The following is a 25,676-nucleotide window of genomic DNA, read 5'->3' on the forward strand; positions in this document are numbered from 1 at the left end:
ACGCGATGAAAAGAAAACTTTCCTGGATTTGTGCAGTGGCTATGGGGACGAGTGTTTTATCTCCGGTGATGACGTATGCAGCGCCAGCCCCGACGGTTCCGGCTGTTGCGCCCGCCACTGAACCGGTGGCAACGCCTGCGCCGGGACAAACGGAATCATTGACGCCAACCACGCCAACCGATGGCCAGAACGTTGTCGGACAGGTAATGCCGGGCGTACCGGGGGCGAATGCGCCGGTGGTCTCCGCCAACGCGCCGTCGCGCGATGTGAAACTGACGTTCGCCCAAATCGCGCCGCCGCCTGGCAGTATGGTGCTGCGCGGTATCAATCCGGACGGTGGCGTTGAGTTTGGTATGCGCAGCGATGAGCTGGTTTCGAAAGCGGTGCTCAATCTTGAGTACACGCCATCGCCCTCTCTGCTGCCGGTGCAATCGCAGTTGAAGGTTTATCTGAATGATGAACTGATGGGCGTCTTGCCGGTCACCAAAGAGCAACTCGGCAAGAAAACGCTGGCGCAGGTGCCGATCAACCCGCTGTTTATCACCGATTTCAACCGTGTGCGGCTGGAATTTGTCGGCCACTATCGTGATGTGTGCGAAAACCCGGCCAGCAGCACGTTATGGCTGGATATTGGCCGCAGCAGTTCGCTGGATTTGACTTACCAGAAGCTGGCGGTGCAAAACGATCTCTCCCATTTCCCGATCCCCTTCTTCGACCCGCGTGACAACAGGGCGCTGACGCTGCCGATGGTTTTCGCTGGCACACCGGATATTGAACAGCAGCAAGCCGCTGCGGTTATCGCCTCCTGGTTTGGCTCCCGCACCGGCTGGCGCGGGCAGAGTTTCCCGGTCACTTACAACGCGTTGCCGGACCGCAACGCGATCGTCTTCGCCACCAATGATAAACGTCCTGATTTCCTGCGTGATGCGCCGGCGGTGAAAGGGCCGACCATCAGCATGATCAACCACCCGAATAACCCGTACGTGAAGCTGCTGGTAGTGTCTGGTCGGGATGACAAAGATCTGATGCAGGCGGCGAAAGGTATCGCTCAGGGTAACGTGCTGTTCCGTGGCGATAGCGTCACGGTGGATGAGGTGAAACCGCTGCTGGCGCGCCAGCCTTACGATGCGCCTAACTGGATACGTACCGACCGCCCGGTTACCTTTGGCGAGCTGAAAACCTATGAGGAGCAGTTACAGTCGACCGGGCTGGAACCCTCGGCGATTAACGTGTCGCTGAACCTGCCGCCGGATCTCTATCTGCTGCGCAGTACCGGTATCGATATGAACCTGAATTATCGCTATACCGCGCCGCCGACCAAAGACGGCTCGCGCATGGATATCAGCCTCAACAACCAGTTCCTGCAATATTTCAACCTGACCAGCAACCAGGACACGAACCGTCTGCTGCTGCATCTCCCGGTGTTGCAAGGGATGCTGGACAGCAAAACGGATGTCTCTATTCCGGCGCTGAAACTGGGCGCGGTGAACCAGTTGCGCTTTGATTTCCAGTATATGAATCCGATGCCGGGCGGCACTATTGAGAACTGCGTGACCTTCCAGCAGGTGCCAAACCGCGTGGTGATTGGCGACGACTCCACCATCGATTTCTCGAAGTATTACCACTTTATTGCGATGCCGGACTTACGCGCTTTCGCCAATGCGGGCTTCCCGTTTAGCCGCATGGCCGATTTGTCGCAAACCATTGTCGTCACGCCGCCGCAGCCGACACCTGCGCAGATGGGTACGCTGCTGGATTCGCTGGGCGCGGTGGGCGCACAAACTGGTTTCCCGGCAATCAATGTGCAACTCACTAACGATGGTAACCAAATCAAGGAGAAAGACGCCGACATCATGATCATCGGCACCATTCCTCCGGCGTTAAAAGACGATAAGAAAATCGATCTGCTGGTGAATGCGGCGCAAAGCTGGGTGAAAACGCCGCTGCGCCAGACGCCGTTCCCGTCGATTGTGCCGGATGCCGCCGACCGTCAGGCCGATGCGCAAACCGGGATCACGTCAGATGGCCCGATGGCGGCGATTGTCGGCTTCCAGTCGCCGTATCATGATCAGCGCAGTGTGGTCGCGCTGCTGGCAGACAGCCCGCGCGGGTATGAATTGCTTAACGGCGCGATGAATGACAGCGGCAAGCGCGCGGCGATTTATGGCTCGGTGACCGTGATTCGTGAATCTGGCGTAAGTGGCCTGCGTGTCGGCGATATTTACTATGTCGGCCACTTGCCGTGGTTTGAGCGCATCTGGTACGCGCTGGCTAACCATCCGGTGCTGCTGGCGGTGCTGGCGGCAATCAGCGTGGTGTTGCTGGCGTGGGTACTGTGGCGTCTGCTGCGGATCATTAGCCGTCGCCGTCTCGACCCGGATCACGAGTAACGAAAAATGAGAACGCTACGTTGGTGGGTAATAGTGGCGTTGATGCTGGCGGCGGTAAATGTGCGCGCCGCCTGCACCTGGCCTGCCTGGGAACACTTCAAACAAGCCTATATCAGCGATGGCGGTCGGGTGGTTGATCCCAGCGATCAACGCAAGATAACCACCTCGGAAGGGCAGAGTTACGCGCTGTTCTTCGCGCTGGCGGCTAACGATCGCGACACCTTTGCCAGGGTGCTGCAATGGACGCAAAACAACCTGGCGCAGGGCTCGCTCAGTACCCATCTTCCCGCCTGGCTGTGGGGCAAAAAAGAGGACAATAGCTGGACGGTGCTCGACACCAATTCGGCGTCAGACTCCGATCTGTGGATTGCCTGGTCGCTACTGGAAGCGGGGCGTTTATGGAAAAACGACGAGTATAGCCAGACGGGTAAGGCGTTGTTAGCCCTCATCGCCAAAGAAGAAGTGGTGACGGTCCCAGGGCTGGGATCGATGCTGCTGCCCGGTAAAATCGGCTTTGCCGAACCGACCACCTGGCGTTTTAACCCAAGCTATTTGCCGCCGCAACTGGCGAGTTATTTCAGCCGCTTTGGCGCACCGTGGTCGACGCTGCACGAAACCAATCTTCGCCTGTTGCTGGAAACCGCGCCGAAAGGCTTTGCGCCCGATTGGGTACGTTTTCAGAAAGAGGGCGGCTGGCAGCTTAAACCCGAAAAGACACTGGTGAGTGGTTATGATGCCATCCGCGTTTATTTGTGGGTCGGCATGATGCATGACCGGGACACGCAGAAAGCGCGCCTGCTGGAAAAATTCAAACCGATGGCCAGCGTGACCACCAAAAACGGCCGCGTGCCGGAAAAAGTGGATGTGGCGAGCGGAAAAACTCTTGGGGATGGCCCGGTGGGGTTTGCCGCCGCGCTGTTGCCCTTTTTACAGGATCGTGATGCGCAAGCCGTACAACGGCAACGGGTCGCCGATCATTTCCCCGGCGACGATGCCTACTATAGCTATGTTCTGACCCTGTTTGGCCAGGGGTGGGACCAGCACCGTTTTCGCTTCACCCCTCGCGGTGAGTTACAACCTGACTGGGGCCAGGAATGCGCAACTTCACAGTAAGTTTACTCTGTTTCTCACTCGCGCTTGCGCTGGCTCCCGCCGCGCTTGCGGCCGATACTGGCGCGCAGCAACAACTGCTGGCGCAGGTGCGACTTGGTGAAAGCACCAAACGCGAGGATCTGGTGCGCCAGTCGCTCTACCGCCTTGAGCTTATCGCGCCGGATGACCCGGAAGTCATCGCCGCGCGCTTACGCTATTTGCTGCGCCAGGGCGATAACGCGGGTGCGCAAAAGCAGCTTGATCGCATGAAACAACTGGCACCCGACTCCAGCACTTATAAATCGGCGGTGACCACCATGGCGCTCTCCACACCGGAAGGCCGCCAGTCGCTGCAACAAGCGCGTTTGCAGGCCACCACCGGCCATACGCAGGAAGCGCTTGCGGCCTACGACGCCTTATTCAAAGGTAACCCGCCGCAGGGCGATCTGGCGGTGGAGTACTGGATGCTGGTGGCAAAAGTGCCCGCGCGTCATGCGGAAGCGGTTAAACGTTTGCAGGCGTTAAATGCCGCTAACCCTGGCAACGATCAGTTGCAGGGCGGGCTGGCGCAAATGTTGTTTGCCGACGGGCGCAGCGCGGAAGGGTATGCGGTGCTGGAACAGATGGCGAAAACCAGCAATGGACGCGCAGCAGCAGCGAGCATCTGGTATCAACAAATTCAGGCGATGCCGACCAGCGACGCCAGCGTAAAAGCCCTTCAGCGTTTTCTGACGCTGTTTAGTTCAGGCGACACGGTAGACAGCGCCCGTACGCTGCTTGCCGCGCAGCAAAAACAGCTGGCCGACCCGGCGTTTCGCGCGAAAGCGACAGGGCTTGCGGCGGTGGATGCCGGGCAGGGCGCGAAAGCGGTGAGCGAATTGCAGCAAGCGGTCAATGCTAACCGCGCGGACAGCGAAGCGGTCGGGGCACTGGGGCAAGCCTATTCACAAAGCGGCGATCGCGCCCGCGCGGTGGCGCAACTGGAAAAAGCCATCGCCATGGATCCGACCAGCGGCAATCGCAGCAAGTGGGACAGCTTGTTGAAAACTAACCGCTACTGGCTATTGATTCAGCAGGGTGATGCGGCGCTGAAAGCCAACAACGTGCAGCAGGCAGAGCGTTATTACCAGCAGGCGCGCAACACGGATAACACTGACAGCTACGCGGTGCTCGGGCTTGGTGATGCTGCCGCGGCGCGCAAAGATAATGCAGCGGCTGAAGGGTTCTATCGCCAGGCGCTGCGCATGGATAGCGGCAACAGCAACGCGGTGCGCGGCCTGGCGAATATTTACCGCGTGCAGTCGCCGGAAAAAGCGGAACAGTTTATTCAGTCGCTCTCTGCCAGCCAGCGGCGCAGCATTGATGATATTGAACGCGGGTTGACGAACGACCGGCTCGCGCAACAGGCAGAAGTGCTGGAAAACAGAGGTGAATGGGCGCAAGCGGCAGAGTTGCAACGTAAGCGGCTGGCGCTCGATCCTGGGAGCGTTTGGATAACCTACCGGCTGGCCAGCGATCTGCGTAAGGCGGGGCAGCGGGGCGAAGCCGATTCGCAGATGAACCGTCTGGTCACGCTCAAACCGCACGACCCGGAACAGGTCTACGCGTATGGCCTCTACCTTTCCGGCAATAACCAGCCACTGGCGGCGCTGAATCACCTAAATGCGCTGCCGAAAAGCCAGTGGAACAGCAATATTCAGGAGCTGGCCGACCGGCTGCAGGCCAACCAGTTGCTGGACAATGCCAACCGTCTGCGCGATGGCGGTCATGAAGATCAGGCGGTAGCGCTACTGGCGCAGCAACCGGCGTCTTCACGCATTGATTTAACCCTCGCCGACTGGGCGCAGCAGCGCGGCGACAACGGCGAAGCACAACGTTATTACCAGCGTGTTCTGCAAAGAGAACCCGCCAATGAAGAGGCGTTGCTTGGCCTTGCGGAACTGTATGCCGCAGACGGCAATCGCATGGCCGCGCGTGCGGCGCTGGCGAAACTGCCGGCAGCGACGCCCGCCCAGCCGCCGTCAATCAACACCCAGCGTCGGCTGGCGCTGGTGCAAACCCAGTTGGGCGATACCGCCAGCGCAAAACGGATCTTCGCAACCATCCTCCCGCAGGCAAAATCTCAGCCACCATCAATGGAGAGCGCGCTGGTCTTGCGCGATGCGGCACGTTTTGAGGTACAAAATGGCGAGCCACGGCAGGCACTGGACAGTTATAAAGATGCGATGGTGGCGTCTGGCGTCACGACGACGCGCCCGGTGGATAACGACACCTTTACCCGCCTGACACGCAATGATGAAAAAGATGACTGGCTGAAACGCGGCGTGCGCAGCGATGCCGCCGATCTCTACCGTCAGCAGGATCTGAATGTCACATTGCAGCATGAGTTTTCGGACTCCAGCGGCACGGGCGGGTATTCGGATTTGAAAGCGCATAACACCATGTTGCAGGTGGATGCGCCGCTGTCGGACGGGCGGATGTTCTTCCGGACTGACGTGATAAATATGGATGTCGGAACTTTCAGTAAACGCGATGACGGTACTTATAACCCCCGTTTTGGTACCTGTGTCGATGTGCCTTGCGTTGGCGGGAATCGCCACCAGTCTGATAGCGGTGCCAGCGTTGCGGTGGGGTGGCGAAACAATACCTGGTCGATGGATATTGGCACCACGCCGATGGGCTTTAACGTTGTGGATATGGTGGGCGGAGTCAGTTACAGCAGCGATCTCGGGCCGTTTGGCTATACCGTGGATTTACATCGCCGCCCCATTTCGAGTTCCTTGCTGGCCTTTGGCGGGCAACAAGATCCGAGCAGCAACACCGGTAAAACCTGGGGTGGCGTGCGGGCGAACGGCGGCACGTTGAGTCTCAGTTATGACAAGGGCGAAGCGAACGGCGTGTGGGCGAGCCTCGGGGCGGATACGCTGGAAGGCAAAAACGTTGACGACAACTGGCGCGTGCGCTGGATGACCGGCTACTACTACAAACTTATCAACGAAAATAACCGGCGCGTTACCGTGGGCCTGAACAATATGATCTGGCACTACGACAAAGATTTGAGTTATTACACCTTAGGCCATGGTGGTTACTACAGCCCGCAGGAATATCTCTCTTTTTCGGTTCCGGTGTTGTGGCGTGAGCGTACCGAGAACTGGTCCTGGGAACTTGGCGGTACGGTATCGTGGTCGCACTCCCGCACTAAAACGATGCCGCGTTACCCCCTGCTTAGCTTGATTCCTGCGAATTTCCGCACCCTGGCAAGCGAGCAGACCGAATCCGGCGGCAGCAGTAATGGCTATGGTTATACCGCGCGTGCGCTGATTGAGCGCCGGGTGACTTCCCACTGGTTTGTCGGTGCGGGTGTCGATATTCAGCAGGCCAAAGACTACACCCCAAGCCACGCGCTGATTTATGTGCGTTATTCCGGTGCGGGCTGGCAGGGCGATATGGATATGCCGCTCCAGCCTCTGGTGCCGCACGCCGACTGGTAAAAAAGGAGTATTCCTGGCGGGAAATAACGGTATAAAGCGACAAGTCTATCGTTGTTAACCGCCAGCGATTCAATAAGTTATCACCTGCTTTCCCTGCAGTTTTCCGCTGAGTGAGATTCTGCTTAGCGGTTTATCTCAAGCGACGCGCGATAGAGTATACTCTGGCGGCTAAGTGCCCTTTTTTTCTGTTCTGCGCTCATTGTGTCTCTGGAGAGTGATTTTGCGTGTCAGCCGTTCTTTAACCATTAAACAAATGGCCATGGTTGCTGTTGTCTCTATGGTGTTTGTTTTTATTTTCTGCGTCATTTTGCTGTTCCATTTCTTACAGCAGAATCGCTATAACACGGCCACACAACTGGAAAGCATTGCCCGCTCCGTACGCGAACCGCTTTCAGCGGCGATTTTAAAAGCCGACATCCCCGAAGCAGAAGCGATTATCAAACAGATTAAACCGGCGGGCGTTGTCAGCCGCGCGGATGTGGTGCTGCCGAATCAATTTCAGGCCTTGCGCATGAGTTTTATCCCGGAACGTCCGGTTCCGGTGATGATCACACGGATGTTTGAACTGCCTGTGCAGATCTCCTTACCCATCTATTCGCTGGAGCGCCCGGCAAACCCGCAACCGCTGGCCTACCTGGTGCTGCAGGCGGATTCATATCGGGTTTACAAGTTCGTCATCAGCACCTTATCAACGTTAGTGACTGCTTACTTACTGTTGACGTTAATGCTCACGGTGGCGCTCACCTGGTGTATCAACCGGCTGGTGGTTCACCCGCTGCGAAAAATTTCCCGGGAGCTTAACGATCTTCCGGCGTCGGAACTGGCCGGGCATCAATTGCCTGTGCCTCGTCTCCATCATGATGATGAAATCGGCATCATGGTGCGCAGTTACAACCGCAACCAGCAGTTGTTGCTGCGTCAGCAAGAAGAGCTGAACACCCAGGCGACGCATTTCCCGGTTTCTGAATTGCCGAATAAAGCCTTCCTGATGGCGCTGCTGGAGCAAACGGTGACCCGGCAAAATCCCACCGCGCTGCTGGTTATCGCCTGCGAAACACTGCGTGATACCGCCGGTGTGCTGCAGGAGTCTCAGCGCGAGATGTTGCTGCTGACGCTGGTGGAGAAACTGAAATCAATACTGACGCCGAACAGGGTGCTGGCGCAGGTGAGCGCTTATGACTTTGCGATTATCGCCCACGGTGTGAGTGAGCCGTGGCACGCCATGACGCTCGGTAAGCAAGTGCTCACTGTAATTAACGAGCGTGTGCCGCTGCACGGCATCCAACTGCGTCCCAATGCCAGTATTGGTGTGGCGATGTTTTACGGCAACCTTTCTGCCGGGCAGCTTTACCACCGGGCCGCTTCCGCTGTCGTCAGCGCGCAGCGCAAAGGGAAAAACCAGATCCAGTTCTTCGATCCAGAGCAGATGGAGCGGGCACAGCAATGGCTGGCGCAGGAGAGCGACATTCTTACCGCGCTCGATGAGGGTCGTTTCGCGATCTGGTTGCAGCCGCAGGTGGATGCGGCGAGCGGCGAACTGGTGAGCGCGGAAGCGTTGCTCCGTTTGCGCCAACCAGATGGCAGCTGGGCATTACCGGAAGGGCTTATCGAACGTATTGAGTCCTGCGGATTGATGGTCAACGTCGGCTATTGGGTACTGGAAGAGTCCTGCCGCCTGCTGGCGGGCTGGCAAGCGCGCGGCATTATGCTGCCGCTCTCGGTGAATCTCTCGGCCTGCCAGCTGACGCATCCCACCATGCTGGCCGATATGCTGGATTTGTTGCAGCGTTACCGTATTGCGCCGCAGACGTTGATCCTCGAAGTGACCGAAAGCCGCCACATTGATGATCCCCAGGCCGCAGTGGCGATTTTGCGCCCGCTGCGTGATGCCGGGGTACGCATTGCGCTGGATGATTTCGGCATGGGTTATGCCGGGCTGCGCCAGTTGCATCATATGAAGTCGCTGCCGGTCGATGTGCTGAAAATCGACAAAATGTTTGTTGAAGGTTTGCCGGATGAAAACAGCATGGTGGCCGCCATTATCCACCTGGCGCGTAGTCTGGATCTGCGCATCGTCGCCGAGGGCGTGGAGAATGAAGCGCAACGGGCATGGCTGGCTGACGCGGGTGTGGATGTGGCGCAGGGCTTTTTATTTGGCCGCGCGGCGTCTGCCGAGGCGTTTGAACAGCAGTTCTTTGCTGGATCGGATAAGCCTGAAAATACGTAATTTGTTACGGGCTTGTGCGAGTCAGTTCAAAGTTTTTAACATTGTTGTTTCAGATTTGATGTAAGTTTATTTCTGTCATGTTTGACGGGTGTTATTTTTAAACCGCAGGCTAACTGAAAACCCTACAAAGCCTGAGGTTTAATCTCAAGGACACCTTATGAAAACCTCCCTGTTTAAAAGTCTCTACTTTCAGGTTCTGACCGCGATTGCCATCGGTATTCTGCTTGGTCATTACTACCCTGAACTCGGGGCACAGATGAAACCGCTTGGTGATGGCTTCGTGAAGCTCATCAAGATGATCATCGCCCCGGTGATTTTCTGTACTGTTGTCACCGGTATCGCCGGCATGGAAAGCATGAAGGCGGTAGGTCGTACCGGTGCGGTTGCACTGCTTTACTTCGAAATTGTCAGTACGCTGGCGCTTATTATCGGGCTGGTGATCGTTAACGTGGTGCAACCGGGCGCCGGAATGAACGTCGACCCTGCAACACTCGATGCCAAAGCCGTGGCGGTGTATGCCGAGCAGGCGCAACAGCAGGGGATTGTCGCCTTCCTGCTTGATGTCATACCGGCGAGCGTGATTGGCGCTTTCGCCAGCGGCAATATTCTGCAAGTGCTGCTGTTCGCGGTGCTGTTTGGCTTCGCGCTGCATCGCTTAGGCCATAAAGGCCAGCTGATTTTTAACGTTATCGAAAGTTTCTCGCAGGTGATCTTCGGCATCATCAATATGATCATGCGCCTTGCGCCGATTGGCGCATTCGGGGCAATGGCGTTTACCATCGGTAAATATGGTGTCGGTACGCTGGTGCAACTCGGCCAGTTGATTATCTGCTTCTATGTCACCTGTATTCTGTTTGTGGTGGTGGTGCTGGGAACGATTGCCCGTGCAACAGGCTTCAGCATCTTCAAATTTATCCGCTATATCCGCGAAGAGCTGCTGATCGTTCTGGGCACCTCTTCATCTGAATCCGCGCTGCCGCGCATGCTGGAGAAGATGGAGCGCCTGGGCTGCCGTAAATCGGTGGTCGGGCTGGTTATCCCAACCGGCTACTCCTTCAACCTGGATGGCACCTCCATTTACCTGACGATGGCGGCGGTGTTTATCGCCCAGGCAACCAACAGCCATATGGATATTTTCCATCAGATCACGCTGCTGGTCGTGCTGCTGCTGTCCTCAAAAGGTGCCGCCGGGGTGACGGGCAGCGGGTTTATTGTGCTGGCCGCCACGCTTTCCGCCGTCGGGCATTTGCCGGTGGCAGGGCTGGCGCTGATTCTGGGCATTGACCGCTTTATGTCCGAAGCGCGCGCGCTGACCAACCTGGTGGGCAACGGCGTCGCGACTATCGTGGTGGCGAAGTGGGTAAAAGAGCTGGATCAAAAACAGCTGGTCGACACGCTGGATAACCGTTCCAGCGCGGCGAAAACCCCCGGAATTTCTTCATAATTTCGTGACTTATGACCGCAGTCCCTTGTCGGGCTGCGGGTACCTGCGCATAATTACCTCCTGGATCCGTCACAATTTACGATGAAATTTCGTGATAATTCACATCGCGATGTGACGTTTTGCATTTCCCGCGGTCTAAAAGCGAAGTGTTTTAACACGCTTTTAGCCCCTTTGCGCGGGCATACTTTTTAACCAGGAATGTTGATTAGGGGTTCACATGCAGGGCACAAAAATTCGACTGTTAACGGGCGGTTTGCTGATGCTGGCAGCTGTCGGTTATGTGCAGGCAGATGCGCTCCAGCCTGACCCGGCCTGGCAACAAGGGACGCTGGCAAATGGTTTTCAGTGGCAGGTTCTGGCCACACCCCAGCGCCCCAGCGATCGCATTGAGATTCGCCTGTCTATTGATACCGGTTCGCTCACCGAAGGTAGCCAACAGAGCGGTTTCAGCCACTTTATTCCCCGCGTTGCGTTGACCCACAGTGGTCGGCTCGAACCTTCCCAGGTACGCTCGCTGTGGCAACAAGGTATTGACCCGAAGCGCCCGCTGCCGCCGGCGCTGGTCTCCTACGAATACACGCAATATAACCTCAGCATACCGAACAACCGCAGCGACCTGCTGAAAGAGGCGATGGTTTACCTGGCGGATGCCGCCGGAAATCTCACCATCACGCCGGAAACGGTGAATCACGCTCTCGCCAGCAACGATATGGTTGCTACCTGGCCGCCCGACACCAAAGACAGCTGGTGGCGCTACCGCCTGAAAGGTTCGCCGCTGCTGGGGCACGATCCCGCCGGAACGCTGAAAGAGCCGGTCGATGCGGCGCAACTGAAAGGTTTCTACGAAAAATGGTACACGCCGGACGCGATGACGTTGATTGTGGTCGGGAATGTGGATAGCCGCGCTATCGCCGAGCAGATTGGTAAAACCTTCGGCGAGCTGAAAGGGAAACGCCAGACGCCTGCGCCGGTTGCGACGCTGTCGCCGCTACCGCGCCAGTCGGTTAGCCTGATGAGCGAGGGTGTCACCCAGGATCGTTTGTCGATCATGTGGGACTCCGCCTGGCAACCGATTCGCGAGTCCGCCGCGCTTGAGCGTTACTGGCGTGCGGATTTGGCGCGTGAAGCCCTGTTCTGGCATATCCAGCAGAACCTGAGCAAAAACAACGCCAAAGAGATTGGTCTCGGTTTTGACTGCCGGGTGCTGTTCCAGCGGGCGCAATGCGCCATTAACGTTGATTCACCCAATGACAAGCTCAATACCAATGTCGGCGTGATTGCGCGTGAGCTGGCGAAAGTGCGCGAGAAAGGGCTGCCGGAAGAGGAATTTAAAGCGCTTATCGCGCAGAAAAACCTTGAGCTGCAAAAGCTGTTCGCCACCTATGCGCGCGCCAGTACCGATATTCTGATCAGCCAGCGGATGCGTTCTTTGCAAAACCAGGTGGTGGATATTGCGCCGGAGCAGTATCAAAAGCTGCGCCAGAACTTCCTGAACAACCTGACGCCGCAGATGCTGAACCAGGATCTGCATCAGCAGCTTTCACAGGATATGGCGTTGGTGTTGCTGCAGCCGAAAGGCGAGCCGGAGTTCAACATGAAGGATTTGCAGGCAACGTGGGATGAAGTGATGGCACCGCCAGCGGATAACGCCGCAGCGCCTGCTGCCAGTGGTGACGAAAGTCATTCTGACGTCTCGGACATTCCCCCGCAGCAGTAATGCTTAATTGCCCCTCTCCGGTAAAGGAGAGGGGTGAACAGCGTTATTGCGGCATGGCATCGCGCGGAATAATCGCGCCGCGATATTGAATGACCGTGCTGGCGGTTAAATGTCCGCGTTTTGCCGCTTCTGTCGCATCGCCACCGGTCAGACGTACCGACAGGTAACCCGCGCTGAAGGAATCCCCGGCCGCTGTGGTATCAATCACTTTCTCTTTTGGCAGTTTCACCGCCGGAACTTCCACCAGCGCTTCACCCGCAATCGCCACCAGGCATGAGTCTGCGCCGCGCTTGATAACCACTTCTTTTACGCCCGCGCGCTGCGTGCGTTCGATAACTTCTTCTACCGGTTTCTCGCCCCACAGCAGGTCTTCGTCATCAAGCGTCAGGAACGCGATATCCGTGCAAGCCAGCATTTGCTGATAAACCTGACGCGTCTCTTCTTTGCTGGCCCACAGGCGTGGACGGTAGTTGTTATCAAAAATGACTTTGCCGCCATTCGCCCGGCATGCCTGCAACAGCGACAACAGCTTGTTGCGGCTTGCCGGGCTAAGAATGGCAAGGCTGATGCCGCTCAGGTAGAGGTAATCGAAGGTCGCAAGTTGTTCGCAGATAGCCGCAGACTGCTCGCTCTCCAGCCAGAATTTGGCGGCTGCTTCGTTACGCCAGTAGTAGAAAGTACGCTCGCCGGTGCTGTCGGTTTCGATGTAATAGAGGCCAGGCAGGCGGTTTTCCATACGTTGCGTCAGGCTGGTATCGACGTCCTCGCTTTGCCAGGCATCCAGCATCTGCTGGCTGAAATTGTCGGTGCCAAGCGCGGTAACATAGTGCACGGAAAGCGCAGCAGGATTGACCTGGCGGGCGATATAAACGGACGTGTTAAGCGTATCGCCACCAAAGCCACGGTTCACTTCCGTGCCTTTTTGTGACAGTTCAATCATGCATTCGCCAATGACGGCAATTTTCCTGGACATAGTCATCAACCTGGATCAGATAAATTAACGGTAGTGTGCGTTGTGGGTGATTCGTGGTCAACTATATTAAAACAACGTTCCAGTATTTTTTTGAGCTAAAGCCTGTTCCTGGCAGATTTCCCGTCGGCGGTTTTTAAATTTGCCCGCAGACGGAGCGTAAAGTTATTGACACGCCCGCCGATAACTCATTGACGAATTCCTCCCGGTCATCGCCTTCGACAGGACAGCAGAAATGAAGTTAAAGCAGGTCATCCAGCAGCTAAACATTCCGGAAGCAAGCATTGAAAGCTTGCAGGAGCGTCGTTATTGGCTGCAATGTGAACGTGCTTATACTTATCAGCCCATCTATAAAACCGATGGTCGTCTGATGGCGGTTGAAGTATTAACCATTGTTACCCATCCGTCGCAGCCGGAAACGCGCATTGCGCCGGATCGCTACTTTTCCGAAGTGGCGGTGCGCCAGCGTGTTGATGTGGTGCATGAGCAAGTGGCGCTGCTGGCGGAACAAAAAGCCTTCTTCCTCAGCAATGATGTGCTGGCCTCGGTGAATGTTGACGGCCCAACCCTGCTGGCGATGCGCCAGGATACCGATCTGATGGCGTTGATTAATTCACTGCCGTGGATCCGCTTTGAACTGGTCGAACATATCCGGCTCCCGCAGGATTCGACGTTCGCCTCGATCAGCGAAATTGGTCCGCTGTGGCTGGACGACTTCGGCACCGGCATGGCGAATTTCTCTGCGTTAAGCGAAGTGCGTTACGACTACATCAAAGTGGCACGCGATCTGTTCATCATGTTGCGTAAAACGCCGGAAGGGCAAAACCTGTTCACCATGCTGTTACAGTTGATGAACCGCTATTGCCAGGGCGTGATTGTCGAAGGTGTGGAAACGCTGGAGGAGTGGCGCGATGTGCAGGATTCACCGGCTTATGCGGCGCAGGGCTATTTTCTCTCCCGTCCGGTTCCTTTAGCCAAACTTGAACACGTGATACTCGAGCTGTAACCGCAGCCCTTTCTGCGAGCCTCTACTATCTTTATGACAGGTAAGGCTTTAAAGGAAAGGCAGAACGATGACAAAAACGAGTAAAGCGATTATCGCCGTCTTCGCGACGTTGCTGTTGCTGATTGTGGTCGCCATTATCATCATCGCCACATTCGACTGGAACCGCCTCAAACCCACCATTAACGAAAAAGTCTCCACGGAGCTTAACCGTCCGTTCGCTATTCGCGGTGATTTGGGCGTGGTGTGGGAACGACAAAAAGAGGAAACCGGCTGGCGCAGCTGGGTTCCATGGCCGCATGTTCACGCCGACGATATTATGCTGGGCAACCCGCCGGGTATCGACGAAGTGACGATGGTGCATTTACCCCGCGTTGAAGCCACCCTTGCGCCGCTGGCGCTGTTCACCAAAACCGTTTACCTGCCGTGGATCAAACTGCAACAGCCCGATGCCAGGCTGATTCGTCGCTCGGAAAAGCTCAACAACTGGACCTTCACGCTCGCCAGCGACGCCAACAAAGACGCCAATGCGCAGCCTTCGAGTTGGTCATTCCGGCTGGATAACATTCTTTTTGATCGCGGGCGTATCGCCATTGATGATGCGCTCAACCGCGCTGATATCGAGATTCTGGTAAATCCCTTAGGCAAGCCGCTGCCGTTTAGCGAAGTGACCGGCAAAAGCGACAGCAAAGTCAACGCCGGGGATTACATCTTTGGTCTGACGGCGAAAGGGCGTTACAACGGCCAGCCGGTGTCCGGCAGCGGCAAAATTGGCGGCATGCTGGCGCTGCGCAGCGAAGGCACACCTTTCCCGGTGCAGGCGGATTTCCGCTCCGGTAACACGCGCGTGGCGTTTGTCGGCACCATCAACGACCCGATGAACATGGGCGGTGCTGACTTACAACTCAAGTTCGGTGGTAACTCCCTTGGCGAACTGTATGACTTAACCGGCGTGTTGCTGCCGGACACGCCGCCGTTTGAAACCGATGGCCATCTCATCGCGAAGCTCAACAACGAAAAAGGGGCGGTGTATGACTATCGCGACTTTAATGGTCATATCGGCGAAAGCGATATTCATGGCACGCTGCGCTACACCACCGCTAAACCGCGTCCAAAACTGGAAGGCGACGTTGAATCGCGCCAGTTACGGCTGGCAGATTTAGGGCCGCTGATTGGTGTCGATTCCGGCAAAGGCGCTGAGCAGTCGAAACGCACCGAGCAGCAAAAGAGCGAGAAAGCAGGGCAACCGGCAGACAAAGTGCTGCCGTATGACCGCTTTGAAACCGACAAATGGGACGTAATGGATGCCGATGTGCGCTTTAAAGGCCGGCGGATTGAGCATGGCTCAACGTTACCCATCAGCGACTTGTCGACCCACATTCTGCTGAAAGATGCCGACCTGCGCCTGCAACCGCTGAAATTTGGTCTTGCGGGCGGCACCATCTCATCGAATATCCATCTCGAAGGGGATAAAAAACCGATGCAAGGTCGGGCGGAGATCCAGGCGCGGCGGCTGAAGCTCAAAGAGCTGATGCCTGATGTCGAGCTGATGCAGAAAACCCTCGGTGAGATGAACGGTGACGCAGAGCTTCGCGGCGTGGGCAACTCCGTAGCAGCGCTGCTGGGCACCAGCAATGGCAACCTGAAACTGTTAATGAACGACGGGGTAGTCAGCCGTAACCTGATGGAAATTCTTGGTCTTAACGTCGGCAACTATATTGTCGGTCAGTTGTTTGGCGATGACGAAGTGCGGGTAAATTGTGCCGCAGCGAACCTCGATTTAGTCAACGGCGTCGCGCGTCCGCAAATCTTCGCCTTTGATACGGAAAACGCGCTGATTAACATTACCGGCACCGCCAGCATGGCGTCGGAACAACTCGACTTAACCATCGATCCTGAAAGCAAAGGCGTGCGTATTGTCACGCTGCGTTCACCGCTCTACGTGCGTGGCAGCTTTAAAAACCCGCAGGCGGGGGTGAAACCCGGGCCGTTGATTGCGCGCGGTGCGGTGGCGGCAGCGCTGGCAACCCTGGTCACCCCGGCGGCGGCATTGCTGGCGTTGATCTCGCCATCGGAAGGTGAGCAGAATCAGTGCCGGGCGATTTTGTCACAGATGAAACACTAGGAAGCGCAACGGGAAGTAGCCCTCTCTTCAGCGAAGAGAGGGCAAAAAGTTTACAGCGACTGGTGTTTAGTTTCGTGGGTCAACAGCAGCGCGATAAGCGTTAATGTGGCCATCGCGGCCAGGTAGAACCCGACATACATCAGACCATAATTGGCCTGCAGCCAGGTGGCGATATAAGGTGCCACCGATGCGCCGAGGATCGACGACACGTTGTAAGAGAACGACGCGCCGGTATAACGCACTTCCGTCGGGAACAACTCCGGCAGCAGCGCGCCCATCGGACCGAAGGTCAGCCCCATCAGGCTCAGGCCGATCAGCAGGTAGGCCATCACCAGCACCGGGCTACCGGAACCGAGCAGCGGCGGGAAGACAAACAGCGCGAACAGGATGATAAGCGTGGTGATGATCACCATGCTTTTGCGGCGACCAAAGGCGTCCGCCAGCAGACCCGCCACCGGCACCATCACACCGAAGCCAATCACCGCCATCATCAGCATCCACAGCACTTCGTTACGCGGCAGGCCCAGGCCCTGCGGCGAGGTGCTGAAGGTCATGGAATAGACCGTCATGATGTAGAATAGCGTATAGGTCGCCAGCATGATAAAGGTGCCCAGCACGGTAACGCGCACATGTTTGGTCAGCAGCGTGCCCAGCGGCACTTTCACCTGTTTCTTCGCGGCGGCGACTTTGGCAAATACCGGTGTTTCATGCAGCGAAACGCGAACGTACAGGCCAATCAGCACCAGCACGGCGGAGAAGATGAACGGCACGCGCCAGCCCCACGCCATAAACTGCTCATCGGTCAGTAACCAGGAGAGCAGCAGGAAGGTGCCATTCGCAAAGAAGAAGCCAATCGGCGCGCCCAACTGCGGGAAAGAGCCGTACAGCGCGCGTTTGCGCGGCGGGGCGTTTTCCGTGGCCAGCAGCGCCGCGCCGCCCCATTCACCGCCCAGCCCCAGACCCTGGCCGAAACGCGCCAGTGCCAGCAGCAACGGTGCCATCACGCCAATGGTTTCGTACCCCGGCAGCAGACCGATCAGCACGGTTGAGATCCCCATCGTCAGCAGCGAGGCCACCAGCGTCACTTTACGGCCAACGCGGTCGCCAAAGTGTCCAAACACAGCGGAACCAATCGGGCGCGCAATAAAAGCAATGGCGAAGGTCGCCAGCGACTGTAGCGTGGCGGCCGTCGGGTCGCCCTGCGGGAAGAAGATATGCGGGAATACAATCACCGCAGCGGTGGCGTAAATATAGAAATCGAAGAACTCGATGGCGGTGCCAATCAGAGACGCAACGACGACTTTATTACGTGAATTTACCGGGGGATTTTCCTGCTCGTTGTCGAAAGTTGTGGCTGTAGCTTGCATAGAATTTTCTTATTTTTGCGCGAACGAACGACCATATTAGCCACAGCAAAAGCGACATTTCAATCTGTAACAAACCGGGCTTTCGCGCAAAAAACCGGCAAAAAGCGAATAATTTTCAGACTCACGATTTACCTTCTATGAAATGCTTCACAGATTTTAATAATCAGAGAATAAAACTGGTTTTTGGTTAAATAAAAGTTACGGACTGGATTTTCATGCTGAAATCGCCAGGCGGGCTGAAATATTCCATTTCCTTCAGCCCGATAGCAGTGTTAGTGGTGGGTTTTGTCCGGCATGCGCGGGTCACCTTTGTACTGCGCAGTGGCGATCCACGCGGCGCAAAACAGCGTCAGGCGAGCAAAGAAGTAGAAGAACGCCATCAGCCCGAGCACCGAGCCAAACGCCGCGCCGGAAGGCGATTTGACCAGCGATGGCAGCGTCCAGGTCATGATGATTTTGATCACTTCAAACCCAATCGCGGCGAGAAATGTGCCGCGAATCAGCGCCTTTTTACGCGGGCGGTGGCGCGGCAAACGCCAGAAGATCCAGAAGAAGAGCAAATAGTTCGCGAAAATCGAAATAGCCAGGCCAATCAGCCGCCAGGCCGGTTTCAGCCATTCAATGTAATCCAGGTGCAGCGCGTTGATGATCAACTGCTGCGCGGAGCCCGCCACCGACGTTATGGAAAGCGTCACGATCAGCGCGACTAACAGACCAATCAGCGAAATGAAGTCGCGGAAATACTTTACCCAGATTTTTTCTTCATCCTGCGCGTTACGCTCCCAGACATCGCGCGACTGAGCGCGGATTGCCTCACGCAGGTTGCCGGTCCAGTTGACGCCGGAATAGAGGGCGATAGCCAGCCCGACAATCCCTACCGTCGTGCGCTGCTGCACGGCAATATTGAGGGTGTTTTGCAGTGTCGAAGCCATCGTCGGATCGCTCACGCTCATCAGGATCTTATTGAAGATGTCCTGCAACAGCGTCGGGTGCGAGGCGAGCACAAAACCGGCGGCGGCAAACGACACCATCATGATGGGGATCATCGACAGAAACGAGAAGTAGGTAATGGCCGCGCCAAACTGGTTGCCCATGCGGTCGTTAAAACGTTCCGTCGCGCGGATCAGGTGCGCCACCACAGGCCAGCGCTGGATCTTTTGCACCATGTCGGTGAGGGATGCCAGCGTGGTACTGGCGGCTGAAGGGGCAGAGTGTTTCTTTTCGGTGGGCTGCTCAGCCATCTTCCTGACGGGTTCGTAGTCGAGGTCTTGCGTCGGGCGTTTTTCATGATTTTCCGGCGTCATCAGGTTTGTTTTCCTTCTCCTGAATGTGTGGTAACTGAAATTATAGCTGCTAGTGGTCGACGTAATCCTTCAGTACGGTCGCCAGCCACTCCATAAACAGATGCACGCGGCGCGATAAATTACGGCGGTGCGGGTAAATCAGCGAAACCGGCATCGGCTCCGCACGATATTGCGGCAGGATCTCCACCAGTTTCCCCGCCCGCAGCGCTTCGCGTACGCCAACGCGCGGCACCTGAATAATCCCTAATCCGGCCAGACAGGCAGCCTGGTATGTTTCGGTGCTGTTCACCGTCAGTATGCCGCCCGTTTTCACCCAGTGTGTCTGTTTATCCTGCCAGACCTCAAAGCCTGGCGGACGCGTTCCTAGGTTAACGGCGTAATGCACCAGCGCGTGGGAGGATAAATCGTCGAGCGTTTCCGGGTAGCCAAAACGTGCCAGATAATCGGGGCTGGCGCAGTTAATGACCGACAGCCGCCCGAGCTGGCGGGCGATCAGACCGGAATCTTTGAGCGTGCCAACGCGCACGACGCAGTCGAACCCTTCGCGAATAATATCCACCAGCCTGTCGCTGCTGCTGAGCTCCAGTTCAATGCCGGGGTATTGTTGCAGGAAAGCGGGCAGGCGCGGGATCAGCAGATTTTTCGCCACCCCGACCGGCATATCGACGCGCAAACGCCCGCTGATGCTTGATGGATCATGCAGGAACATCCCGTCGAGCTCATCCATATTCGCCAGCAGATCTTTCGCCCGCTCGTAGTAAACCATGCCGTCCTGCGTGAGCTGGACGCGGCGTGTGGTGCGGTGCAACAACTGGGTGCCGAGGTGCGTCTCCAGCGCCTGGATCTGGCGCGATACGCTACCCTTAGGAAGCCCCATCGAGTCCGCCGCGCGGGAAAAACTCTCCAGTTCCGCCACGCGGATAAACAGTTGCATTGCGTAAATTTTATCCATCATCACGCTCGATTGTTGCCTGTAATGAAACAGTGAAGCGTAATTTAGCACCTTTATTGTTTATTCGTCAGCTAATAAGCTCTTTTCACGGTCTCACATCAGCGAAAACGAGGTTTCTTATGACACAACATATTGCTTTAGTGACAGGTGGCAGCCGCGGTTTGGGTAAAAACGCGGCGCTGAAGCTGGCAGCGAAAGGAACGGGCATTATCCTGACCTACAACAATAACGCCGAAGAAGCGCAGAATGTGGTGCGTGAAATTGAGCAAAAAGGCGTGAAAGCGGTGGCATTGCAGCTTAACGTCGGTGATATCACCGGATTTGATGCTTTTGCGCGCAACGTGCAGGAACAATTGAAATCGGTATGGCAGCGCGAAACGTTTGATTATTTATTGAACAATGCTGGCATCGGTATCAGCGCAACTTTCGCCGAAACCAGCGTTGAGCAATTTGATCAGCTGGTGAATATCCATTTCAAAGGCCCGTTCTTCCTGACGCAAAGCCTGCTGCCGCTGCTGAAAAATGGCGGGCGCATCCTGAATGTTTCCAGTGGCCTGGCGCGTTTTTGCCAGCCGGGCTATGCGGCGTATGCGTCAATGAAAGGGGCAATGGAAGTGCTGACCCGTTACCAAGCGAAGGAGCTTGGCGCGCGGGGCATTTCGGTGAATATCATTGCACCGGGGGCGATTGAAACCGATTTTGGCGGCGGGGTAGTGCGTGATAATGAGCAGGTTAATCAACACATTGCTGCGCAAACCGCGTTGGGTCGTGTCGGCCTGCCGGATGATATTGGCGATGCAATTGCCGCACTGCTGAGCGACGAGCTGGCGTGGATGAATGCGCAACGCGTGGAAGTGTCGGGTGGGATGTTCCTGTAAGACCGTCACGCCCGGCAGGGTTCGCTGCCGGGCGTGCAGCTTTACTGTTTCTGAAAATGCGTTACCCGGATACGCACCGGTTGCTGTTTTTTATCCAGCGAGCCGCTGATGCCGACCAGTTCATCCGGCGACACGGATTTACCATCAAATATCGCCGCTGGAATATAGACCTGAACCTGATCGGTTTTGTCGCGGAACAGGTAAAGATCACCGCTCTCCTTCTCAACCAGGTTACCGCGCAGCGAGACGGACGCGCCATCATGCAGGGCTTTTGCCTGTTTGACGGTCATGGTGCGCGCATCTTCCATGCCGCGATAGCCGTCATCCATTTTATGCGGCGGTGGCGGCGCTTTGTCCGCTTTCAGACCGGGTGCATCTTCTGCGAATGCCGTCATGGAGAACAGCGCCACCAGACTGGCGACAAGCACAATTTTCTTCATAACCTCTCCTGAATATTGCCGGAACACGTCCTTAAGCCTGGCAGAGCATAGCGAACTATGCTGACGAATTATCGTTTTTCGTCATATTCGTGGCGCAGTAAGCCAAACAGCCAGTCGTTATGCCAGCGTCCTGCCAGCCAGTAGGACTCGCGCAATTCGCCTTCGAGAATAAAGCCGGTTTTTTCCAGCAAGTGTCGGGACGCGTGGTTTCCCGCCGTTACGGTAGCGGTGAGCTTACGAATGCCGCCTTCGCTGAAGGCGTAATCACACAGCGCTTTTAGCGACTCCTGGCCATAGCCTTTGCCCTGTGCGGCAGACGCGAACAGAAAGCCGACTTCGGCGCAGTCATCCTCGCGGTGAATATAACCGGTGACGCCCAGCGGTTCGTTTGTCGCCGTGTCGCGTACCAGCAGGCAGAGCCAGTGTCGGCTGCCGGGGGACCAGGGGGCCAGCCGGGCGTCGAATGCTTCACGGATCTCATGTTCACTGCGGGCATCGGCAACGTAGCGCATTACCTGCGGATCTTGTTGCAGTGAAAGAAAGAATGGCCATGCTGCTTCTGTTATTGGCGAACAGGTCAGTCTTGGGGTAAAAAGCATTAACACAGTGAATATCTCCTGCTGTTTTTTTTTCGGCTTGAAACCACTATCACTGATAATAATCGTCAACTGAGCTATCTTTTACTTATTCATAAATAAAGAAAAAATTAAGCGCTCAGGTTGGCCAGTTAATTGTTTCTTCAGTTGTACTTAAAGGAAAATAATGACTCTTTCTGCCCCATTGAATACGGGTGAACAGTTTGAAAAATGCATTGCTATTATTCGCGAGGCGTCTGTTGAAATCTTATTGCTGCTGAATGTGCATTTTGATGAAGGTAAAGACCCTCGCTGGTTTTTAGAACAACTGGATGTTGCGCGCCTGAGTTTGGGTGGCTGGGGCGCGGTGGCTAAACGACTAAAACTCAACGATGCGGAATTAACACAGTTCACTTTACAGCTTCGTCACTTGCAGCAGCTCGTTCCGCGTTATGAGAACGGGCAGAATGTGACGGAAAATCAGCTTATTGCGGCGCTGCGATTTATCAGCGCGCTGGAAAACCTGCGTAATAAGCAGAAGTTGCTGAGCTACAACACCGCCTTGCCGTCGGATGATGCGCAGCAGCGGCAAGGGCTACAGCAGCTACGCGCCATGGAAACGATGATTAAATCGCTGGTGATGCAGGTGTGGCCGGATAGCGAAAAGCTGCGTAATCACCTGAAAACACAGTTTGGTGCCGATCGTGTGCGGCGCTGGTTACGGCTTGGCGATCACAATGATGTACTGAGCGGCATGCGGTTTAGCGAGCTGGCGCTGTTGCTGATAGATAAAAAAGAGTTTAGCCAGCGTTATGCCCGGCTGTTTAATGACGCCTCGGAACTGAACCTGCTCCTGGAACCGCGCAAAACGTTGCAAACCTTTCTGGATGACATTCGCCAGATGCGTGCAAGCGTGGTGTCAGGACAGCCGCTCACCTCTAATCAGCTGCTCTTATTGAACAGCTATTATCCGCAAATTACCGGACCGGTTCAGCGCGCGTTCGATGAAGGGCGCACGCAAACCAATCCCGCTGAAATACTGCGTGAGGCCGGCGGGGATTTAGACGCTTACTGGGAGCAGACGCGGAAAAAAGACCGCGCTGCCGGAGGTGATGCGATGCCGATGCGTGACAGTATTGATAAACCTGCAAAACGATCGGTGCGCAGCCGCGAAGAGCGCGACCAGATGCTCTCTGGCGTGCTGTGGAGTGCGGTCGGTGTGATGGTGTTGCTGATGGCGATTGGCGCCTTCTGGATGTTTACCAGCGGGATGTCTGGACCGGTGGCGCGTCAGGCCCGGGTTACCGTGCCGATTGCCGAGGATCGCGAACGCCCCTCACCGAAAGAGGAACTCAGCCGCCTGGGACTGCCGCGCGACGAAAATAACTTCCGCGCGGCGATTGATCGCAACGATACGCGCGTGGTGTCGCTGTTTTTACGCACCGGGATGAACTGGAAGCTCTCCTGGACGGAAAACGCGGTGATAGCGGATTACAACGATGTGCTGGATCTGCTGCTGCGATATCGCCTGCAAATGGATGAAAACCGCCCCTGCCGGCGTTTTATCACCACGCTGACGCACGAAATGGCGGCCAATAACAAAAAGCTGACCTCGATTACGCGCGACTATCTACGCGCGTTTTGTACCGTCAAGCCGGTGGTAGATCGCCAGCGGTATGAGATGGAGCAAGCGCAGTTACGTTTCGAAGCCGATCCGTCGGATGAAAACCGCAAGTGGTCGGATATTCAGACCTCGATTTATGAGGTAATTGATTAATTTTCGCAGGTGCATACTTTCGTGTTACGCACAGCAACCTGGCACATCCTGGCGCTTACAAGCGTAAGCGACCAGGATGCACCAGCATAGCCAATGACGTGATAGCGCGCCGCTGAAGCGGCAGCTTACGGTTCGCCGTACAAACCGATAAGGCGGCGCACTACGCCGTTCGTCCAGCCGAAACCATCCTGCAACGGGTATTCACCCCCACCACCTTCACGCGGCGTACTGCTGGCGATATGGTACTTCTCAATCAGCTTGTGGTGCTGCTGATAGTAGTGATTCACCGTCTGCAACCAGCTATGGGCGATCTCATTGCCCAGCGAGTCGTTACCGTACATTTTGAAGCCCTGAATCGCCATCCATTGCAGCGGTGCCCAGCCGTTGGGTTTATCCCACTGTTCGCTGGTTTCGTACTCTGTTGCCAGAATACCGCCAGGCGTCAGCAGGCGTGCTTTTACGGCGTCCGCCAGCCGCTCTGCCTGCTCATGGGTTGCCATGCCAACATACAGCGGGACAATACTGGCCGCAGAAAACAGCGCCATCTGCTCACGACGCCAGTCGTAGTCGCGATAACAGCCATTCTCGTCATCCCACAGATAGCGGTTCACCGCCGCGCGGCGATCGCTCGCTTTCTGGCGGAACAGTGCTTCGCGTTCTCTGTCGCCTTTCAGCCCGGAAATATTGGCAATAGCGCTTTCCAGTTTGAACAGAAACGCGTTCAAATCAATCGGGATGAACTGCGTGGTGCGAATGCTCGCCAGCCGTTGCGCATCGCGCAGCCAGCGCGAGGAGTAGTCCCAGCCGGAAGCCGCGCCCGCGCGCAAATCGCGATAGACTTCACTTGCCGGTCGCCCGGAATGACGCGCCGTTTCAACGTCCTCAAGCCAGGATTCATCACGCGGCGTGTCGCGGTCGTCCCAGTAACGGTTGAGCAACGCACCATCCGGCATACGCACCGCGTGGCGGTACGCCTGGTTCAGCGCCAGCGATTCCGCGCCATCCATCCAGAACGCGTACTCCATTAACAGATGATCAAGGTAGCGTCGCGCACCGCGTACGCCGTCCTCTTCAAACAGCTCAACCATCAGCGCGAAAACCGGTGGCTGCGAGCGGCTCAGGTAATAGGTGCGGTTGCCGTTCGGAATATGACCGTAACGCTCAATCATCCACGCGAAGTTATCCGCCATACAGCGCAGCAAATCATCGCGCCCGCTCTCTGCAAGGCCAAGCATGGTGAAGTAGGAATCCCAGTAGTAGGTCTCGCGGAATCGCCCGCCGGGCACAATGTACGCCTGCGGCAGCGGCAGCAGGGAAGACCACGGAATGTGATCCTGTGGCTCGCGGGTGAGGATCGGCCACAACTGGTCGATATGCTCTTTTAATGAGTTCTCCGGGTTGGAGACATAGGCTTTGGAGTAGTCCTCCGGCATCCAGAAATGCGCTTTCACGAATTGGCGCAGATCGAACTCCGGTTTGCGTTTGATTTTGCGATAGCGAATCAGAATATCGAGCGGATCCATTTTCGGCGCGCAGTCGGGAAAGGTTTTGCTGTCGGCAAAAATACGCGACGACTGCACGTGTTCAAACAGTTCAAGATAACGATCGGCAGGGGTTAGCGCGTCGGACGCCGGTAACCCTTCGATCATTTCCGGCTCCGGCTCCGCCTCGATCATTTCATCCAGTTTTAACTCGCACGGATCGGTTTCGTAGACGATCTCTTCCTCAATCACGAACTCGACGGATTCTGCGCTTTGTAGTTTCTGGTTGAACATAAGGATTATGGCCTCCGGATGTCGTCGTAAAAAATTACGGGTGTTGCCCGGCTATCTATTAAGCGTAGACATTCGCTTCGATCCGTGAAGGACGAAGTGTGCGGTTGATCACATTTTAGCGTGGTAAGAAATAAACGCTAAAACCCACA

The 25,676-nt window shown here is 56.1% G+C and carries 17 protein-coding genes; 10 read left to right on the plus strand and 7 right to left on the minus strand.

Going from position 1 to position 25,676, the window contains the following annotated elements; translation table 11 throughout:
- Positions 1–5: 5 nt before the first annotated feature.
- The 6 genes from bcsB to DFO56_RS18885 all read left to right on the plus strand — a co-directional run bounded on the left by bcsB (position 6) and on the right by DFO56_RS18885 (position 12,361).
- Positions 6–2,390, plus strand: a complete 2,385-nt coding sequence (gene bcsB / locus DFO56_RS18855) for a cellulose biosynthesis cyclic di-GMP-binding regulatory protein BcsB (protein WP_072051616.1) — start codon at positions 6–8, stop codon at positions 2,388–2,390.
- A 6-nt stretch (positions 2,391–2,396) separates the two neighbouring features.
- Entirely contained in the window at positions 2,397–3,503 is a 1,107-nt protein-coding gene (gene bcsZ / locus DFO56_RS18860) for a cellulose synthase complex periplasmic endoglucanase BcsZ (RefSeq protein WP_072051617.1), read from the plus strand.
- The gene (gene bcsC, locus DFO56_RS18865; RefSeq protein WP_045507632.1) at positions 3,485–6,973 is read left to right on the plus strand and encodes a cellulose synthase complex outer membrane protein BcsC; all 3,489 of its coding nucleotides are present in this window, start codon (positions 3,485–3,487) and stop codon (positions 6,971–6,973) included. Before bcsZ ends, bcsC begins: the two co-directional genes overlap by 19 nt.
- A gap of 220 nt (positions 6,974–7,193) precedes the next feature.
- On the plus strand, positions 7,194–9,200 hold the full coding sequence (gene hmsP, locus DFO56_RS18870) for a biofilm formation regulator HmsP (RefSeq protein ID WP_045507635.1): 2,007 nt from the start codon (positions 7,194–7,196) through the stop codon (positions 9,198–9,200).
- A gap of 157 nt (positions 9,201–9,357) precedes the next feature.
- Complete coding sequence (locus DFO56_RS18880; RefSeq protein ID WP_045507638.1) at positions 9,358–10,644, plus strand: dicarboxylate/amino acid:cation symporter; 1,287 nt, start codon at positions 9,358–9,360, stop codon at positions 10,642–10,644.
- A gap of 217 nt (positions 10,645–10,861) precedes the next feature.
- The gene (locus DFO56_RS18885; RefSeq protein ID WP_045507640.1) at positions 10,862–12,361 is read left to right on the plus strand and encodes a pitrilysin family protein; all 1,500 of its coding nucleotides are present in this window, start codon (positions 10,862–10,864) and stop codon (positions 12,359–12,361) included.
- Positions 12,362–12,404: 43 nt separating this feature from the next.
- Here DFO56_RS18885 and DFO56_RS18890 read toward each other — a convergent pair whose 3' ends face one another.
- Positions 12,405–13,334, minus strand: a complete 930-nt coding sequence (locus tag DFO56_RS18890; protein ID WP_020455662.1) for a sugar kinase — start codon at positions 13,332–13,334, stop codon at positions 12,405–12,407.
- Positions 13,335–13,566: 232 nt separating this feature from the next.
- Here DFO56_RS18890 and pdeH point away from each other — a divergent pair, with 232 nt between their 5' ends.
- Entirely contained in the window at positions 13,567–14,337 is a 771-nt protein-coding gene (gene pdeH, locus DFO56_RS18895) for a cyclic-guanylate-specific phosphodiesterase (protein WP_020455661.1), read from the plus strand.
- A gap of 67 nt (positions 14,338–14,404) precedes the next feature.
- Complete coding sequence (locus tag DFO56_RS18900) at positions 14,405–16,459, plus strand: AsmA family protein (protein ID WP_045507649.1); 2,055 nt, start codon at positions 14,405–14,407, stop codon at positions 16,457–16,459.
- A 50-nt stretch (positions 16,460–16,509) separates the two neighbouring features.
- Here the strand turns inward: DFO56_RS18900 and DFO56_RS18905 are convergent, their stop codons facing one another.
- The 3 genes from DFO56_RS18905 to DFO56_RS18915 form a co-directional block, all read right to left on the minus strand.
- Positions 16,510–17,826, minus strand: a complete 1,317-nt coding sequence (locus tag DFO56_RS18905; RefSeq protein WP_020455659.1) for an MFS transporter — start codon at positions 17,824–17,826, stop codon at positions 16,510–16,512.
- Between the two features lie 272 nt (positions 17,827–18,098).
- Entirely contained in the window at positions 18,099–19,130 is a 1,032-nt protein-coding gene (gene yhjD, locus DFO56_RS18910) for an inner membrane protein YhjD (protein WP_020455658.1), read from the minus strand.
- Between the two features lie 49 nt (positions 19,131–19,179).
- On the minus strand, positions 19,180–20,082 hold the full coding sequence (locus DFO56_RS18915; RefSeq protein ID WP_044489752.1) for a LysR family transcriptional regulator: 903 nt from the start codon (positions 20,080–20,082) through the stop codon (positions 19,180–19,182).
- A gap of 119 nt (positions 20,083–20,201) precedes the next feature.
- On the opposite strand from DFO56_RS18915, the gene DFO56_RS18920 reads away from it, so the two are divergent.
- Complete coding sequence (locus DFO56_RS18920) at positions 20,202–20,960, plus strand: SDR family NAD(P)-dependent oxidoreductase (RefSeq protein WP_045507652.1); 759 nt, start codon at positions 20,202–20,204, stop codon at positions 20,958–20,960.
- A gap of 41 nt (positions 20,961–21,001) precedes the next feature.
- On the opposite strand, the gene DFO56_RS18925 is transcribed toward DFO56_RS18920, so the two are convergent.
- The gene (locus DFO56_RS18925; RefSeq protein ID WP_045507655.1) at positions 21,002–21,400 is read right to left on the minus strand and encodes a YdeI family stress tolerance OB fold protein; all 399 of its coding nucleotides are present in this window, start codon (positions 21,398–21,400) and stop codon (positions 21,002–21,004) included.
- Between the two features lie 68 nt (positions 21,401–21,468).
- Entirely contained in the window at positions 21,469–21,999 is a 531-nt protein-coding gene (locus DFO56_RS18930) for a GNAT family N-acetyltransferase (protein WP_370447823.1), read from the minus strand.
- A gap of 163 nt (positions 22,000–22,162) precedes the next feature.
- On the opposite strand from DFO56_RS18930, the gene DFO56_RS18935 reads away from it, so the two are divergent.
- Positions 22,163–23,752 (plus strand): STY4199 family HEPN domain-containing protein, encoded by a 1,590-nt coding sequence (locus DFO56_RS18935; protein ID WP_045507658.1) that lies wholly within the window; start codon positions 22,163–22,165, stop codon positions 23,750–23,752.
- Positions 23,753–23,877: 125 nt separating this feature from the next.
- On the opposite strand, the gene DFO56_RS18940 is transcribed toward DFO56_RS18935, so the two are convergent.
- On the minus strand, positions 23,878–25,527 hold the full coding sequence (locus tag DFO56_RS18940) for an alpha,alpha-trehalase (RefSeq protein WP_045507661.1): 1,650 nt from the start codon (positions 25,525–25,527) through the stop codon (positions 23,878–23,880).
- Between the last annotated feature and the right edge of the window lie 149 nt (positions 25,528–25,676).

The sequence above is a fragment of the Kosakonia sp. AG348 genome, assembly GCF_003337365.1.
Taxonomy (GTDB): domain Bacteria; phylum Pseudomonadota; class Gammaproteobacteria; order Enterobacterales; family Enterobacteriaceae; genus Kosakonia.